Source organism: Streptomyces sp. NPDC046881, assembly GCF_040645015.1.
Taxonomy (GTDB): Bacteria; Actinomycetota; Actinomycetes; order Streptomycetales; family Streptomycetaceae; genus Streptomyces.
On record NZ_JBEYXJ010000152.1, the window covers coordinates 1 to 16,067 of the forward strand.

The 16,067-nt window shown below is 72.3% G+C and carries 13 protein-coding genes; 8 read left to right on the plus strand and 5 right to left on the minus strand.

Features of this window, described 5'->3' with window-relative positions; translation table 11 throughout:
* The first annotated feature begins 429 nt into the window (after positions 1-429).
* On the plus strand, positions 430-879 hold the full coding sequence (locus ABZ923_RS38020; protein WP_361481861.1) for a PTS glucose transporter subunit IIA: 450 nt from the start codon (positions 430-432) through the stop codon (positions 877-879).
* Between the two features lie 77 nt (positions 880-956).
* Positions 957-2,627, plus strand: coding sequence for a phosphoenolpyruvate--protein phosphotransferase (gene ptsP, locus ABZ923_RS38025; RefSeq protein WP_361481864.1), 1,671 nt, complete (start codon positions 957-959; stop codon positions 2,625-2,627).
* An 89-nt stretch (positions 2,628-2,716) separates the two neighbouring features.
* Here ptsP and ABZ923_RS38030 read toward each other — a convergent pair whose 3' ends face one another.
* Both ABZ923_RS38030 and ABZ923_RS38035 read right to left on the minus strand, forming a co-directional pair.
* On the minus strand, positions 2,717-3,610 hold the full coding sequence (locus ABZ923_RS38030; protein ID WP_361481867.1) for a hypothetical protein: 894 nt from the start codon (positions 3,608-3,610) through the stop codon (positions 2,717-2,719).
* A gap of 166 nt (positions 3,611-3,776) precedes the next feature.
* On the minus strand, positions 3,777-5,744 hold the full coding sequence (locus tag ABZ923_RS38035; protein ID WP_361481870.1) for an acetoacetate--CoA ligase: 1,968 nt from the start codon (positions 5,742-5,744) through the stop codon (positions 3,777-3,779).
* A gap of 215 nt (positions 5,745-5,959) precedes the next feature.
* On the opposite strand from ABZ923_RS38035, the gene ABZ923_RS38040 reads away from it, so the two are divergent.
* On the plus strand, positions 5,960-8,320 hold the full coding sequence (locus ABZ923_RS38040) for a glycoside hydrolase family 31 protein (RefSeq protein WP_361481873.1): 2,361 nt from the start codon (positions 5,960-5,962) through the stop codon (positions 8,318-8,320).
* Positions 8,321-8,330: 10 nt separating this feature from the next.
* Here ABZ923_RS38040 and ABZ923_RS38045 read toward each other — a convergent pair whose 3' ends face one another.
* Complete coding sequence (locus ABZ923_RS38045; RefSeq protein ID WP_361481876.1) at positions 8,331-8,867, minus strand: NUDIX domain-containing protein; 537 nt, start codon at positions 8,865-8,867, stop codon at positions 8,331-8,333.
* A gap of 225 nt (positions 8,868-9,092) precedes the next feature.
* On the opposite strand from ABZ923_RS38045, the gene ABZ923_RS38050 reads away from it, so the two are divergent.
* The 5 genes from ABZ923_RS38050 to glpK all read left to right on the plus strand — a co-directional run bounded on the left by ABZ923_RS38050 (position 9,093) and on the right by glpK (position 15,214).
* Positions 9,093-9,545, plus strand: a complete 453-nt coding sequence (locus tag ABZ923_RS38050; RefSeq protein WP_361481879.1) for a zinc ribbon domain-containing protein — start codon at positions 9,093-9,095, stop codon at positions 9,543-9,545.
* Positions 9,542-10,732, plus strand: a complete 1,191-nt coding sequence (locus tag ABZ923_RS38055; RefSeq protein ID WP_361481882.1) for a lipid-transfer protein — start codon at positions 9,542-9,544, stop codon at positions 10,730-10,732. Before ABZ923_RS38050 ends, ABZ923_RS38055 begins: the two co-directional genes overlap by 4 nt.
* Positions 10,733-10,865: 133 nt before the next feature.
* Complete coding sequence (locus ABZ923_RS38060; RefSeq protein ID WP_361481885.1) at positions 10,866-12,518, plus strand: GGDEF domain-containing protein; 1,653 nt, start codon at positions 10,866-10,868, stop codon at positions 12,516-12,518.
* A gap of 349 nt (positions 12,519-12,867) precedes the next feature.
* Positions 12,868-13,617 (plus strand): MIP/aquaporin family protein, encoded by a 750-nt coding sequence (locus ABZ923_RS38065; protein WP_361481888.1) that lies wholly within the window; start codon positions 12,868-12,870, stop codon positions 13,615-13,617.
* A 67-nt stretch (positions 13,618-13,684) separates the two neighbouring features.
* On the plus strand, positions 13,685-15,214 hold the full coding sequence (gene glpK / locus ABZ923_RS38070) for a glycerol kinase GlpK (RefSeq protein WP_361481891.1): 1,530 nt from the start codon (positions 13,685-13,687) through the stop codon (positions 15,212-15,214).
* A gap of 84 nt (positions 15,215-15,298) precedes the next feature.
* Here the strand turns inward: glpK and ABZ923_RS38075 are convergent, their stop codons facing one another.
* Both ABZ923_RS38075 and ABZ923_RS38080 read right to left on the minus strand, forming a co-directional pair.
* The gene (locus ABZ923_RS38075) at positions 15,299-15,904 is read right to left on the minus strand and encodes an ATP/GTP-binding protein (protein ID WP_361481893.1); all 606 of its coding nucleotides are present in this window, start codon (positions 15,902-15,904) and stop codon (positions 15,299-15,301) included.
* Positions 15,885-16,067, minus strand: a 183-nt coding sequence (locus ABZ923_RS38080) for a hydantoinase B/oxoprolinase family protein (protein ID WP_361481896.1), incomplete at its 5' end; no start/stop codon positions are given. The genes ABZ923_RS38075 and ABZ923_RS38080, both read right to left, overlap by 20 nt.

Consider the following 16,067-nt stretch of genomic DNA (forward strand, 5'->3'; position numbering starts at 1 on the left):
CCTCCGGGCGCTTCCCTTCGGTCTTGCGTTTCCGACTCTATCAGATCTTCACTCGATCCGATTTCCTCGGTGCTTTCCAGGTTCCCGCTCTCGCGATTCCCTTTCCGGCGGTCCCGACTCTATCAGTGTTTTTCCGTCTCTCTGACCACCACCTGCGAGCATGCAGAAGGAGATCCAGAGATAGGATCTGACAAGTTTGGGTGCTGCCGGAGCAACGGCGCTGTTGCACGCCTCGTCACCCCCAGCAGGAGTACGACTGTACACGGAGCCTTGAAGACGGTGCAAATCCCTCGGGCTGGTGGTCTAGACCACTAGCTGGTAGCTTCCATACGGAACCGCCAGTTCACATGACATACGCTGCTGCTCAGGGCGCCGTCCGGGACTGCCAGTGACGGCCCGTGAACAGCTCCACTCCTTGGGAGGCTTCCCATGACCACCGTGACGTCCCCTCTTGCCGGGCGTGCCATCGGACTGGCCGCAGTGCCGGATCCGGTCTTCTCCGGGGCCATGGTCGGCCCGGGCACCGCGATCGACCCCGCGCGTGAGGCCTCCGAGGCGGTGGCGCCCGTGGACGGCGTCATCGTCTCCCTGCACCCGCACGCGTTCGTCGTCGTCGACGAGAGTGGCCACGGTGTGCTCACCCACCTCGGTATCGACACGGTTCAGCTCAACGGCGAGGGCTTCGAGCTGCTCGTCAACAAGGGCGACACCGTAACCCGCGGCCAGGCCGTCGTGCGCTGGAACCCCGCCGCCGTGGAGGCGGCCGGCAAGTCCCCGGTGTGCCCGGTCGTCGCGCTCGAAGCCACCGCCGAGTCCCTCACCGATCTCCGTGACAGCGGTGACGTGAAGGCCGGCGACAGCCTCTTCTCCTGGAACTGACAGCACTGCCGTCGTAAGACGGTGAACGGGACAACCATCGCGGCGGCGGGACCCGCCGCATTATCGGAGACGGTGAGATGGAGACAACGCTGCGAGGCGTCGGCGTGAGCCATGGCGTGGCGATCGGCGAGGTTCGGCACATGGGTACGGCGGTGCTGGAGCCGCCTGCGAAGCAGATCCCCGCAGAGGACGCGGAGCGGGAGCAGGGGCGTGCCCGCCAGGCTGTGGACGCCGTTGCCGCCGACCTGATGGCGCGCGGCAACCTGGCGGGGGGCGAGGCCCAGGCCGTGCTGGAAGCGCAGGCCATGATGGCCCAGGACCCGGAGCTGATGGCGGACGTGGACCGGCGGATCGCCGTCGGCAGCACCGCCGAGCGTGCGGTGTACGACGCCTTCGCGGCGTACCGGGAGCTGCTGGCCGGTGCCGGCGAGTACCTCGCCGGGCGCGTGGCCGACCTCGACGACGTGCGGAATCGTATCGTCGCCCGGCTGCTGGGCGTTCCGATGCCGGGTGTGCCGGACAGCGACGAGCCCTATGTGCTCGTGGCCCGGGACCTGGCTCCGGCCGACACGGCGCTGCTGGACCCGTCCCTGGTGCTTGGTTTCGTGACCGAGGAGGGCGGCCCGACCAGTCACAGCGCGATCCTGGCGCGGGCGCTCGGTGTGCCCGCCGTGGTGGCTCTGCCCGGTGCCGGTGAGCTGGCCGAGGGCACGGTGATCGCGGTGGACGGCAGCACCGGCGATGTGTTCGTGAACCCCACCGAGGAGAAGAAGGCGGAGCTGGAGGCCGCGGCTGCCGAGCGCAAGGCCGCGCTGGCCGCTTCGACCGGCCCGGGTGCGACCGCGGACGGGCACAAGGTGCCGCTGCTGGCCAACGTGGGCGGGCCGGCGGACGTGCCGGCGGCCGTGGAGGCCGGGGCCGAGGGTGTCGGTCTGTTCCGTACCGAGTTCCTGTTCCTGGACGACAGCAAGAACGCTCCTTCCGAGGAGAAGCAGGTGGAGGCCTACCGGCAGGTGCTGGAGGCGTTCCCCGAGGGCCGTGTGGTCGTGCGTGTGCTGGACGCGGGTGCGGACAAGCCGCTGGACTTCCTGACGCCGGCTGACGAGCCGAACCCCGCGCTGGGCGTGCGGGGGCTGCGGACGCTGCTCGACCACCCCGAGGTTCTGCGCACACAGCTGACGGCGCTGGCGAAGGCCGCCGAGGGGCTGCCCGTCTACCTCGAGGTCATGGCGCCGATGGTGGCGGACCGCAGGGACGCAAAGGCCTTCGCGGACGCCTGCCGCGAGGCGGGGCTCCAGGCGAAGTTCGGTGCCATGGTCGAGATCCCGTCGGCCGCACTGCGGGCGCGTTCGATCCTGCAGGAGGTCGAGTTCCTGTCGCTGGGGACCAACGACCTCGCGCAGTACACGTTCGCGGCCGACCGGCAGGTGGGTGCGGTGTCGCGCCTGCAGGACCCGTGGCAGCCGGCGCTGCTGGACCTGGTGGCGCTGTCCGCCGAGGCGGCCAGGGCCGAGGGCAAGAGCTGCGGGGTGTGCGGCGAGGCCGCGTCCGATCCGCTGCTGGCCTGTGTGCTGACCGGTCTGGGTGTCACCTCCCTGTCCATGGGTTCGGCGTCGATTCCGTATGTGCGCGCCACTCTGGCGAAGTACACGCTGGCGCAGTGCGAGCGGGCCGCGGCCGCGGCGCGTGCCGCGGACAGTGCCGAGGAGGCGCGCAGTGCGGCGCAGGCGGTGCTGTCCGGCGAGTAGGCCGTAGCGGCGCCCGGGCTGTTGCCGGGTTCAGGGGCGTCCTGCCTTCGGGCGGGACGCCCCTGGCGTTTTCGTGGCCCGCCCGGCCGTCAGTGGCGGTGGTCCCGTGCCGTGTTCTCCTCTCCGAGGGCGGGGGGCTCGCGGTAGTCGACGCCGGACTCGGGCGGGATGAGGTCGCCGGTTTCGACGTCGGTGCAGTAGGCGTCGAACACCTCGGAGGCCGTCAGCGGTTCGAGGGCGCCGCCGCGCAGTCGCCAGCCGTAGACGCGGTCGGCCGTGCCGGTGGCGCTGGTGCGCAGGACGAGTCCGCCGGGGCTGCGGGTCGCGAGGCCGAGGGCGAGGACGCTGGTGAATTCCAGGGCCTCGGCCTCGTCCAGGCGGGTCGCGCCGTGGGGGTCCTGGTCGCCGTGCAGGACGGAGACGAGGGTTTCCGGTGCTCCGGAGACGGTGCAGACGAGGTGGCGGTCGCCGGGCGGTGCGGTGTCGAGGATGCGGACCAGGAGCTCGGAGGCGCGGGTGAAGGCGGCCCGGCCGATGTCCTCTCCGCAGGTCGGGCAGGGGCCGAGGCGGGTCAGGAGTGTGGTGGCGTACTCCCAGGTGGCCTGGCGGACGGCTTCGTCGACGAGGGCGGGCAGGAGGGCGGCGAGCGGGCGGCCGTCGTAGGGGATGGTGGGGCCGGTGGCCGCGAGTTCCGCGGTGAACCGGCTGCGGCTGGTCGGCTCGTCGGGGTCGAGGCCGGTGTCGGCGCAGTAGGCGGCGTAGTCCTCGGGGTCGAACAGGGCGAGTGTGGTGTGGGTGCCCTGGGCGGCGCGGGCCTTGAGCACGGCCTCCAGTTGCCTGAGGTAGGTCGTGTGGTCGTCGAAGGTGAAGCTGCGGTAGCGCCGCATGGCGCGGAAGTCGTGGTCGTCGGTGAGGACGCCGACGGTGCCGGCGATCTCGCGGCGCAGGACGCGTCGCATGGTCTGGTGGTCGGTGTGCGCCATGATTCCCCCAATGCGCAGTCGATCAATGCTCACCCACCGTAACCGGCAGCACTGACAACGGCAGTGCCGCCGGTGGTCGTGGACCGGGTGGCGCGAGCATTTGCGCAGGTCACCGCAGGTGCGGCACCTCGGGGAGGCGGGTGCGGAGGGTGATGATCCGCTTGGTTCAGGCGCGCTTGCGGGCGAGTTCCTCGTAGAAACCGAGCAGGGCGAGGTTGTCGATGGAGCCGGGGTTGACGGCCTTTTCCAGGGGGGTGCCCTGCAGCAGGCGCTTGACCGGTACCTCGATGCGCTTGCCGGTGAGGGTGTGCGGGATGCCGGGCACCTCGATGATCTCGTCGGGGATGTGGCGCGGTGAGAGGTGTTCGCGGATGGACTGCTTGATGCGGTCCAGGAGCGCCTCGTCCAGGGCGGCGCCGGGCGCCAGGTGCACGAACAGCGGCATCCAGTAGCCGCCGTCCGGCTGTTCGATGCCGATGACGAGGGATTCCTTGATCTCGGGCAGGCGCTCGACGACCTCGTAGATGTCGGCGGAGCCCATGCGGACGCCCTGCCGGTTGAGGGTGGAGTCGGAGCGCCCGTGGATGATCACCGTGCCCCGTGAGGTGACGGTGATCCAGTCGCCGTGGCGCCAGACGCCGGGATAGGTGTCGAAGTAGCTGTCGTGGTAGCGGCGGCCGTCGGGGTCGTTCCAGAAGTGGATCGGCATGGACGGCATGGGGTTGGTGACGACCAGCTCGCCGACCTCGTCGACGAGGGGTTCGCCGCTCGGGTCCCAGGACTGCAGGTCGGTGCCGAGGCCGGGGGCCTGGAGCTCGCCGGTGTACACCGGCAGGGTGGGTACGGCGCCGGCGAAGCAGGAGCAGACGTCCGTGCCGCCGCTGACGGAGGCGATCCACAGGTCGTCGCGGACCTCGTCGTGCAGCCAGCGGAAGCCGTCGGGCGGCAGCGGGGAGCCGGTGGTGGCGACGCACTTCACCGTGGACAGGTCGTAGTCGCGGGCGGGGTGGACGCCGGCCTTGTGGCAGGCCATGACGTAGGCGGCGGAGGTGCCGTAGAAGGTGGCTCCGGTGCGTTCGGCGACCCGCCACTGGGCTCCGGTGTCCGGGTAGCCGGGGCTGCCGTCGTACAGGACGATCGTGGTGCCCGTGAGCAGGCCGGAGACGAGGAAGTTCCACATCATCCAGCCGGTCGAGGTGTACCAGAAGAACCGGTCCTCGGGGCCGAGGTCGCAGTGCAGGCCGAGCTGCTTGAGGTGTTCGACCAGGATGCCGCCCTGCGACTGCACGATGGCCTTGGGCAGGCCGGTCGTACCGGAGGAGTACAGCACCCACAGCGGGTGGTCGAACGGGACCTGTTCGAAGACCGGCTCGGCGTCCCCCGCCGTCAGCGCCGACCACTCCAGGGCGCCCTCGGGGGCCTCGGTGCCCAGCAGGGGGATGTGGACGACGGCGCGCAGGGTGGGGAGCTCGCGGCGCAGTTCGGCGACGGTCTCGCGGCGGTCGTGCTCCTTGCCGCCGTAGCGGTAGCCGTCGACGGTGAACAGGGCGACGGGTTCGACCTGCTGGAAGCGGTCGAGGACGCTGCGGGCGCCGAAGTCGGGGGCGCACGAGGTCCAGACGGCGCCCACGGCGGCCGTGGCCAGGAGGGCGACGACGGCCTGGGGGATGTTCGGGAGGTAGCCGCTGACGCGGTCGCCCGGGCGTACGCCGAGGGCGCGCAGCTCGGCGGCGAGGGAGCCCACCTGGCGGCGCAGTTCGGACCAGGTCACCGGGCGCGGTTCGTGCGTCTCGTCCACGTGGAGGAGGGCGGGTTCGTCCGCGCGGTCGGCCGCGGCGCGCAGGGCGTGTTCGGCGTAGTTGAGGGTGGCTCCGGGGAACCACTGGGCGCCGGGCATGGCGCGGTCGCCGAGCACGCGCGCGTAGGGCGTCGAGAACCGCACGTCGAACCACTCGGTGGCGGCTTTCCAGAAGGTCTCCAGCTCGTCGACGGACCACCGGTGCAGGGCCGGGTATCCGCCCTCGGCCGGGGCGCCGTGGTGTTCGGCGGCCCATGCCTGGAACCGGGTGATGCGGGCCTGGGCGATCCGCTGGGGATCGGGCTGCCAGAGCGGCTGGGGGTTCGCGGTCGACATTGGGGCGGCTCCCGGGCTGTGCGCGTCGTGTGCGTCGGTCCGCGCACGGGCTGGGGTGTGCGCGTGACGCGGCTGACAGGGACGATGCCATGTGATCGACTTCTACACCAGGGTGCGCCCCACATAGTCCATCTCATGAAGATGTGGCGCGGGCACGGGTGAACGGCAGTTGAACGAGACGCGCGCGTGGGGCACTCAATGGCAGGGTGAGCAGCATGGACGGTCGTGACCTGGTGCGTTCGGTGAGTGTGGTCGGTTCGGGGCGGGCGGCTCGGGGGTTGCGTACCGTGCGGGCGGCGTGGCGCAGGAGGCGTATCGACGCCGCCGGGCTGCCGCGGCGGGGGCCGGAGCGGGCCCGGGTGCCGGGGCAGGTGCAGGGCGTGGAGCCGGGTCCCGGGGGCGGTCTGATCCGGTTCGGCCGTTCCGAGCTGCGGATCGTCGTGGCGGCGAACGGGGCGGTCTTCTGGGGGTGGGACGGGGCGGGTCCGCAGCCGTCGTACGCGCTCGTGGGGAACGGTCCGGAGCCGGATCCGCGGGCGGTGCTGGAGCCGGACAAGGAGGGCGGCTGGCGGGTGGTGGCGGAGCGCGTGACGGTCGTGGTGTCACGGCACGGCGCGGTCGAGGTGTGCACGCCGGGCGGGGTGACGCTGCGGCGGGAGCTTCCGCCGCGCTGGTGGGAGCCGGTCGGCGGGGGCGTGGCGCGGTGGATGCAGCGGTCGGAGGTGCCGGCGGACGCCCGGTTCTTCGGTCTGGGCGGGCGGGCGTCCGGTCCCCGGCTGCGGAACGGCGGATACCGGCTGTGGAACACCGACCCCGGCCGTGCGTTCGGCCCCGGCGAGGATCCGCTGTATCTGACGATGCCGGTGCAGCTGGTGGTGGCGGATGCCGGCACGCATCTGATGTTCCACGACACCACCTGGGACGGCACGGTCGTCCTGCGGGAGGGCGAGGAGGGTGCCGGGTCCGGGCACGACCGGGCGGGCAGCTGCGAGGTGCGGATGGACGGCGGTCCGCTGCGCTGCTGGGTGATGGTGGGGACTCCCGCGCGCGTGCTGCTCACGTGGGCCGCGCTGACCGGGGCGCCCGCGCTGCCGCCCGCGTGGGCGCTCGGCCATCATCACGCGAGGTGGGGCTTCGGCAGCGAGCAGGAGGTGCGCCGGATCGTCGCGGGCTACCAGGAGCGCGGGCTGCCGCTGGACGCCGTGCACCTCGACATCGACCACTACGACGACCACCGGGTGTTCACGGTCGACCAGGAGCGCTTCCCGAAGCTGCCGGTGCTGGCGGAGGAGCTGCGCCGGGACGGGATCCGGCTGGTGTCGATCGTCGACCCGGCGGTGCGGGCGGAACCGGGCGGCGCCGTGTACGAGAGCGGTGCGGCCGTGGACGCGTTCGTGCGGGACGGGCAGGGCCGCGCGGTGGAGGGGGTCGGGTGGGCCGGCGCTTCGGTGTTCCCGGACTTCACGCACGCGCGCGTGCGTGCGTGGTGGGGCGGGCTGTACGAGGAGCGGCTGGAGCAGGGCTTCGCGGGGTTCTGGCACGACATGAACGAGCCGACGTCGTTCAGCGCCTTCGGCGAGCCGACGCTGCCGCGTTCGGCGCGGCACGACCTGGACGGGCGCGGCGGCGACCACCGCCAGGCGCACAACGTGTATGCGCTGTGCATGGCACGGGCCGCCTACGAGGGGCTGCGTGAGCTGGCGCCCCGGGAGCGGCCCTTCCTGTTCTCCCGCTCGGGCTGGGCGGGGCTGCAGCGGTACGGCGGCACGTGGTCGGGGGACGTGGCGACGGGCTGGCCCGGGCTGCGGGCGTCGCTGTCGCTGGTGCTGGGGCTCGGACTGTGCGGGGTGCCGTACTCGGGCCCGGATGTGGGCGGTTTCGACGGCAGTCCGTCGCCGGAGCTGTATCTGCGGTGGTTCCAGCTGGGCGCGTACCTGCCGCTGTTCCGCACCCACGCGGGTCTGCGGGCGGGGCGCAGGGAGCCCTGGGAGTTCGGTACCGAGGTACTGGAGCACGCGCGCGGGGCGCTGCTGGAACGCCGGCGGCTGCTGCCGTACTTCCTGACGCTGGCGCATCTGGCGCGGCGGACCGGTGCGCCCTACGTCCGGCCGCTGTGGTGGGGGGCGCCGGAGGACCGGGCGCTGCGCGACTGTGAGGACGCGTTTCTGCTGGGCGACGGGCTCCTGGTGGCCCCGGTGCTGGATCCGGGTGCCGAGCGGCGCGCGGTGCGTCTGCCGCGGGGCCGCTGGTACGACACGGTGACGGAGGAGGTCTACGAGGGGCCGGGCCAGGTTCTGCTGGACGCTCCCCTGTCCCGGATACCGGTGCTCGCGCGCGCGGGAGCGGTGATCCCGGTGCGGGGGGCCGACGGCGGCCTGGAGCTGGAGGTGTGGGCGCCCGCGCGCGGGCGCACCGGTGGCGGCCTGGTGGTGCCGGACGCGGGCGACGGCTGGGAGGAGCCGGAGATCGAACGCTACGTCGCCCGTCGGCAGGGCGGCCGGGTGGTGGTCACCCGGGACCGGGAGGACGGCGTGGCCGAGCCGCCCTACCCGGTGCGCGTGCGGGGGCTGGGCTGAACCGCCGGGTTCACACGTAGCGGCCCTCGAACCACGCCTTGACGGCCACGGTGTGCAGCGAGAAGGCGAGTTCCTCGGGCCTGCGCAGCAGTCGCCAGCCCTCGGTCTCGTCCGTGGGCGCGGAGGACGGCAGGCCGTCGGCCGGGCGTTCCGGCAGCAGCCCGAACAGCAGCAGGTGCCCGTCGGGTGAGCTCATGGCGTCCACCAGCCGCACGTCGCGGGCGGCCGCGTCGATGCCGGTCTCTTCCTTGAGCTCGCGTACGACGGCCTGTTTCCAGTCCTCGCGGTCGTCGATGTAACCGCCGGGCAGGGCGGTGCCTCCGCGCGCGGGGGCGACGGTCCGGGTGATGACGACCAGGGCCGTGCCCTGGGTGTCGTACACGGGCTGGAGCGCGATCGCGACCGGCAGCGGGTTGCGGTAGGCGACGGTCCCACAGGACGGACAGGTGCGCGGCCATCCGGAAACGCCCTCTCCATAGGGCGCTCCGCAGCTCGAACAGTGGGAGTCCGGCGCGGAATTGGCAGTTGGGTGCTGAGTTTCGGACACGCGCGGACTGTATCCGATCAGAGGAGGGACGTGTTCCGGCAGTGACCCGTCAGGAAACGGACGGATCAGGAAGGGGCGGCCGGAATCACCCCCGTCGGTCCCGGCCACCCCTCCTGTACCACGACGCCGTTCGGGGCCGTTCGGTTCACAGAAACGGCCTGCCCATTTCCGGTGGCCCGTGGCACACTCCTGACGATCCGTCAGCTTGCTTGCCCGGGAGGGATCTTGGCGTACACACACAAGCCCGCGATCGTCGGCTGGTTCACCGGTGTGGGTGACGGCTTCCGGCTGCTGGGCACCCGCTGCACGGCGTGCGCCACGGTCTTCTTCCCGCGCGAGGACGTCCACTGCCGCAATCCGTACTGCCCGGGCGGCGCCCTGGAGGAGATCCCCTTGTCGGGTAGGGGGCGGATCTGGTCGTACACGGACGCCCGGTACCGCCCGCCGTCACCCTATGTGAGCAATCCGGAACTTCCGTGGGAACCGTACGCGTTGATCGCTGTGGAGCTGGAGGCCGAGCGGATCGTGGTGCTGGGGCAGGCGGCTCCCGGGCTCACCGTCGCCGATCTGACGGTGGGCATGGAGATGCAGGCCGTGCCCGGGGTGCTCCACGAGGACGAGGACACGGAGACGGCCTGGACGATCTGGCACTGGCGGCCGACGGGGGTGGCGGCATGACGAAGGACGTGGCGGTGCTCGGCGCGGGCATGCACCCATGGGGCAAGTGGGGCCGCGGCTTCGTGGAGTACGGGACGGCGGCGGCCCGCGCAGCGCTCGCGGACGCCGGCCTCGACTGGCGGGACGTCGGTTCCGTCGTGGGCGCGGACACGGTGCGCGGCGGGTATCCGGGGCATGTCGCGGGGGCCACGTTCGCCAAGGCCCTGGGATGGCAGGGAGCCACGGTGACCAGCGTGTACGCGGCGTGCGCGTCCGGGGCCCAGGCCGTCGCCGCGGCGCGGGCGCAGATACTCGCCGGTCTCGCGGACGTCGTGCTCGTGGTCGGTGCGGACGCCGCGCCCAAGGGATTCTTCCGGCCCGCGGGCGGGGACCGCCCCGACGATCCGGACTGGCTGCGTTTCCGCCTGCTGGGCGCGACGAATCCGGCGTACTTCGGGCTGTACGCGCGGCGGCGGATGGCGGTGCACGGGGACACCCTGGAGGACTTCGCGCTGGTCAAGGTGAAGAACGCCGCGCTGGGGGCGCTCAACCCGTACGCCCGGTACCGCAAGCGGGTCACCGCCGAGGAGGTGGCCGCCTCCGCGGTGGTCGCGGATCCGCTGCGGCTGCTGGACATCTGCGCCACGTCCGACGGCGGGGCCGCCCTGGTGCTGTCCAGCCTGGACTTCGCACACCGGCACGGCGCCGCCCGGCCGGTGCGGATCCGGGCGGTGTCGACGGTCACCCCCCGCTTCCCGAACACGGTGCTGGACCTGCCGGACATCGCCACGGACTCCGCGGTGGCGGTGGCGCCCCCGACGGAGACCTTCCGCGCGTCCATCGCCGCAGCCGCCTACGAGGAGGCGGGCATCGGCCCCGAGGACCTGTCCCTGGCCGAGGTGTACGACCTGTCCACCGCACTGGAGTTGCAGTGGTACGAGGATCTGGGACTGTGCGGCGAGGGCGAGGGTGCCAAGCTGCTCCGGGAGGGCGCGACCGCCCCGGGCGGCCGGACACCCGTGAACACCAGCGGCGGGCTGGCCTCCTTCGGCGAGGCGGTGCCGGCCCAGGCCATCGCCCAGGTGTGCGAGCTGACCTGGCAGTTGAGAGGCGTGGCGGGCGACCGTCAGGTCCCCGGGGCACGGGTGGGCATCACCGCCAACCAGGGGCTGTTCGGACACGGTTCCTCGGTGGTCGCCGTGCGGTGAGCGCAGCCGGGCCGGAGCCGCGTACGCCGCGAGACGGGCGCAAGACATCCACGCTGAGTGATCACCCGGGAATCGTGCGTGAACGTCTCATGAACTGGGCCTGGGCGGGCGCGGGCAGCGCCATCATGCTCCCGTGCACTCCTGGACGGATACTCTCCGCTTCGCCTTCCAGCCGGTGGTCAACCTGAGGACGGGCGCGGTCGCCGCACTGGAGACACTCGCCCGCCCGGAGACCGGCGACGTCCTGGCCGAGGCCCGCCGGGATTCCGAACTGGACGCCAGGCTGGCCGTGCTGGCGCTCCGGGCGGCGGCCCGCAAGGAGACGCTGCTGCCGCTGCACCTGAACGTGTTCGCGGCCACGCTCGCCGACCTCGGCGGTCTCACACCGCTGCACGACGCCGTGCGCGCGGCGGGACGGCTGGCCTGGGAGGTGACGCTCGACATCGTCCCGCCCTACACGCACGTGCCCCAGCGGGCCCTGCTGGAGGCGGTGGCCTCGCTGCGCGAGCAGGGCTTCCGGATCAGCGCGGACGGCATCGGCGACGGCGACGTACCCCTCAGGCTGCTCACCGACCTCTCCCCCGACCTGGTCAAGCTCGACGCCTCGCTGCTGGCCCGGCCGGCCGCGGTGCGGGCGATGCGGACACTGTGCGAGGAACTGGGCGCCCTGGTCGCGGTGGAGGGCGTGGAGACGGAACTCCAGTGCGCGGCGGCCATGTCGGCCGGCGCGCAGCTGGCCCAGGGCGAGCTGTTCGCGCCCCCGGCCCGGATCCCCGCGGCGGACGTGTACGTTCCGCTGCTGGCTCACGGCACCGTCGCCGCGCCCCGCTCCGGGCCGTCGGTGCGGGAGTTCGTGCGGCCCGCCGCCCTGCTGCCGCGGTCCGCCTCGGCAGGGCAGGTGCGGGCGCTGCTGACCGGTTCGCCGGACGTCTCGGGGGTGCTCCTGGTGGACCCGTCCGGCCGGCCCGTCCGGTCGGTGCACCGCTCGCGCTTCCTGCTGTCGATGTCGGGCCGCTACGGACACGCCCTGTACGCCGACCGGCCGGCGTTCAAGCTGGGCGACGCGCCCCGCACGGTCGGCGTCGACGCGACGGCCTGGGAGGTGCTGGACGTGGTGGCGGTCGGGGGCCGGGACAGGACCTCCGACGACGTGGCGGTGGTCGACGCACACGGCCGGTGCGTGGGGGTCGTACGGCTGGCGGATCTGGTGCGGGCGCTGGCCGAGAGCCGGGTCGAGGAGGCCGCCGGGCTCAACCCGCTGACCCGGCTGCCCGGTTCGGACGCGATCGTGGGTGAGGTGGACCGGCGGATCTCCGAAGGGCGGTCCTTCGCGCTCAGCTGGCTGGACATCGATCACTTCAAGCAGGTCAACGACGGTGCCGGGTTCGCCGCCGGTGACGAGCTGATCCGCGCGGTGGGCCGCGCCCTCCAGCAGGCGGTCGCGGGCCACGCGCGCGTGGGGCACATCGGCGGTGACGACTTTTTGGTGCTGGCCGACGAGGAGGCGCTCGATCCGCTGGCGGCCGCCGTGCTGGACGTCCCCTGGGCGGCGGGCGGGCGGCCGGTGACCCTCTCCCTGGCGACCGTCGTCTGCGGCCCCGGCAGCGTGGGCGACCACCACCAGGCCGCCGCCCAGCTCGCTCCGCTGAAGAAGGCCGCCAAGGCGCTCGACGGCGCGAGCTGGGTGCTCGGGCGCGCCGGGTCCCCGGGCCACGAGGTGCTGCGCGGCGGCCCCGGGCAGGCCCCGGCGCAGGCCGGATACGCAGCCGCCGAGCCACGGTGGTGAACGGCTTCTCCGTATGCGTCCGTTGCGCCGGACCCGTAGCGCTCGGTCCGGGGGAACGGTCGGTGTCACCGTCGTCGCCGGCAGCCTTGACGCCCCCGTGGCGCCGGTGAACACTTCCCGGTGTCAGCCGACATCGCCGTACATTCGCGCCGTTATCAGGCACTGCGGTACGGGTCTGTCCTGCTCCACGGCCCGGCCTCCCAGGGCGATCCGGCTGCGACGGCACGCTCGTCACGGACGCAAGGCGGGGCGCGGAGCCCTCCCTGCCTTCGGCTGAAGTCGCCAAGGGAACCGTCCTGCACGACAGGGCCGGGGCCGATCGCCCCGTACCGGCGCCAAGGGAGCCGCCATGAGCAACGGAGACATTTTCGTCGGCGAGGTCATCGGCACCGCGATCCTGATCCTGTTCGGCGCGGGCGTCTGCGCCGCCGTCACCCTCCGCCACTCCAAGGCACGGGCCTCGGGCTGGATCGTCATCGCGTTCGGCTGGGGCTTCGGCGTGCTCGCGGGCGCGTACACCGCCGCTCCCCTCTCGGGCGGTCAGCTCAATCCGGCGGTCACCATCGGCATCGCCGTGGACACCGGCAAGTGGGGCAAGGTCTGGGTCTATCTGCTCGGACAGATCGTCGGCGCGATGCTCGGCGCCGTGCTGGCGTATCTGGTGTACCTCGCCCAGTTCCAGGCCAACGTCCGCACGGAAGGCGGCACCGACGGCACCGACGGCGAACCCGTGCCGACCCTCGGTGTCTTCTCCACCATCCCGGAGATCCGGAACCCGGTCGCCAATCTCGTCACCGAGATCATCGCGACCGTCGCACTCGTCCTGCCGGTCCTCGCCTTCGGCCTCACCAAGGGGCTCGGCGAATCCGGGGTCACCGTGCTGATCGTCTCCCTGCTCGTCGTCGGCATCGGCCTCTCCCTCGGCGGCCCCACCGGCTACGCCATCAACCCGGCCCGCGACCTCGGCCCGCGCCTCGTGCACACCTTCCTGCCGATCCCCAACAAGGGGAGCTCCGACTGGGGTTACGCCTGGATCCCGGTCGTCGGCCCGCTCATCGGCGGAGCACTGGCCGGCCTGCTCTACCACGCGGCCTTCTGATCCCCCGGCTCCCGATCCCCGCACGGCCCTTCGACCAGCGATCCGACCCAGCGACCCAGGGGCAGCCATGACGGACACCGCCGACACGTATGTCGCCGCCATCGACCAGGGCACCACGTCCAGCCGCTGCATCGTCTTCGACCACAGCGGCGCGATCGTCGCCGTCGACCAGCGCGAGCACCGGCAGATCTTTCCCAAGCCCGGCTGGGTGGAGCACGACGCCACCGAGATCTGGTCCAAGGTGCAGGCCGTGGTGGCCGGGGCGCTCGCCAAGGCCGGGCTGCGCGCCGACCAGCTGAGCGCCCTCGGCATCACCAACCAGCGGGAGACCACGGTCCTGTGGGACCGCGCCACCGGCAAGCCCGTGCACAACGCGATCGTCTGGCAGGACACCCGTACGGCAGGCCTGTGCGGCGAACTGGGCGGCACGGACGGCCAGGACCGCTTCCGCGAGCGGACCGGGCTGCCGCTGGCCAGCTACTTCTCCGGGCCCAAGGCGGCCTGGCTGCTGGACCACGTGCCCGGTCTGCGGCAGCGGGCCGAACGCGGTGAGATCGCGTTCGGAACCATCGACTCCTGGCTGATCTGGAACCTCACGGGCGGCACCGACGGCGGTCGCCACGTCACCGACGTCACCAACGCCGGCCGCACCATGCTGATGAACCTGGACACCCTCCAGTGGGATCCCTCCGTCCTGTCCGCGATGAACGTGCCCGAGGCCGTGCTCCCCGAGATCCGGTCCTCCGCCGAGGTGTACGACACCGCGGTCGGGCAGCTGTCCGGGGTGCCCGTGGCCTCCGCGCTGGGCGACCAGCAGGCCGCCGTGTTCGGGCAGGCCTGTTACGACGTCGGCACCGCGAAGAACACCTACGGCACCGGCAGTTTCCTGCTGCTGAACACCGGCAACCGGCCGGTGCCGTCCAAGAGCGGGCTGCTGACGACGGTGGGCTACAAGATCGGCGGGGAGGCGCCGGTGTACTGCCTGGAGGGGTCCATAGCGATAACGGGCGCGCTGGTCCAGTGGTTCCGCGATCAGCTCGGGATCATCCGGAGCGCCGACGAGATCGAGACGCTGGCCGCGAGCGTCGACGACAACGGCGGCGCCTACATCGTGCCGGCGTTCTCGGGCCTGTTCGCGCCGTACTGGCGCTCCGACGCGCGCGGGGTCGTCACCGGCCTCACCCGGTACGTCACGAAGGCGCATCTCGCGCGCGCGGTGCTGGAGGCGACGAGCTGGCAGACCCGCGAGGTCGTGGACGCGATGCACCAGGACTCCGGGGTGCGGATCACCACCTTGAAGGTGGACGGCGGCATGACCAGGAACAACCTGCTCATGCAGCACCAGGCGGACGTCCTCGGGGTGCCGGTGATCCGGCCGCGGGTGTCGGAGACGACCTGTCTGGGCGCCGCCTACGCGGCCGGGCTGGCCACGGGGGTGTGGAACGACCTGGACGAGCTGAAGTCGCACTGGCGGAAGGACGCCGAGTGGACGCCCGCCATGGAGGCGCCGGTCCGCGACCGCGAGTACCGCAACTGGCGCAGGGCCGTGGAGAAGAGCTTCGGCTGGCTGGCGGAGGACGGGGGCTCGGAGTCGTAGAAGCTGCCGCACGCGCGCGTGGGTGCTCCGCACAGGACCACGGCCCGTACCCCGGTCGGCGGGGGTACGGGCCGTACCCGCCGGTCAGCCGAGCACGGTCTGGCGGCGGTCGGCCGCGTACTCCATCGCGTGCTGGACGACGCCGATGAGCACTTCCTTGACCGACTCCCGGTCGCGGGCGTCGCACAGCAGGACGGGCACGTCGTCGTCCAGGTCGAGGGCCTGCCGGACGGAGTCGGCGGGGTAACGGGCGGCTCCCTCGAAACAGTTGACCCCGACGAGGAAGGGGATGGAACGCCGCTCGAAGTAGTCGACGGCGGCGAAGCAGTCCTCCAGGCGGCGCGTGTCGGCGAGGACGACGGCGCCGAGTGCTCCCTCGGAGAGCTCGTCCCACATGAACCAGAACCGTTCCTGTCCGGGCGTGCCGAAGAGGTACAGCACCAGGTCCTCGCGCAGGGTGATGCGGCCGAAGTCCATGGCCACCGTGGTGGTGTGCTTGCCCTCCACGCCGCTGGTGTCGTCGACGGGACGCCCGGCCTCGGTGAGCAGTTCCTCGGTGCGCAGCGGCCTGATCTCGCTGACCGCGCCGACGAGGGTCGTCTTGCCCACGCCGAAGCCGCCGGCCACCAGGATCTTGAGCGTGACGGGCTCGACCGGAGGCTTGCCGCGCTCAGAACGCCCGAAGATCATCGGTCTCTTCTCCTGCTTGATGGGGTTCGGGCGACGGTCGGCCGTAGCCGCCGCCACCGGGGGTTTCGATGACGAGTACGTCGCCGGGACCGACGTCGGCCGAGCCGCTCGCGCCGAGGTCGGTGACGGTGCCGTCGGGGCGCGCCCACCCGGTTTGGGCGTG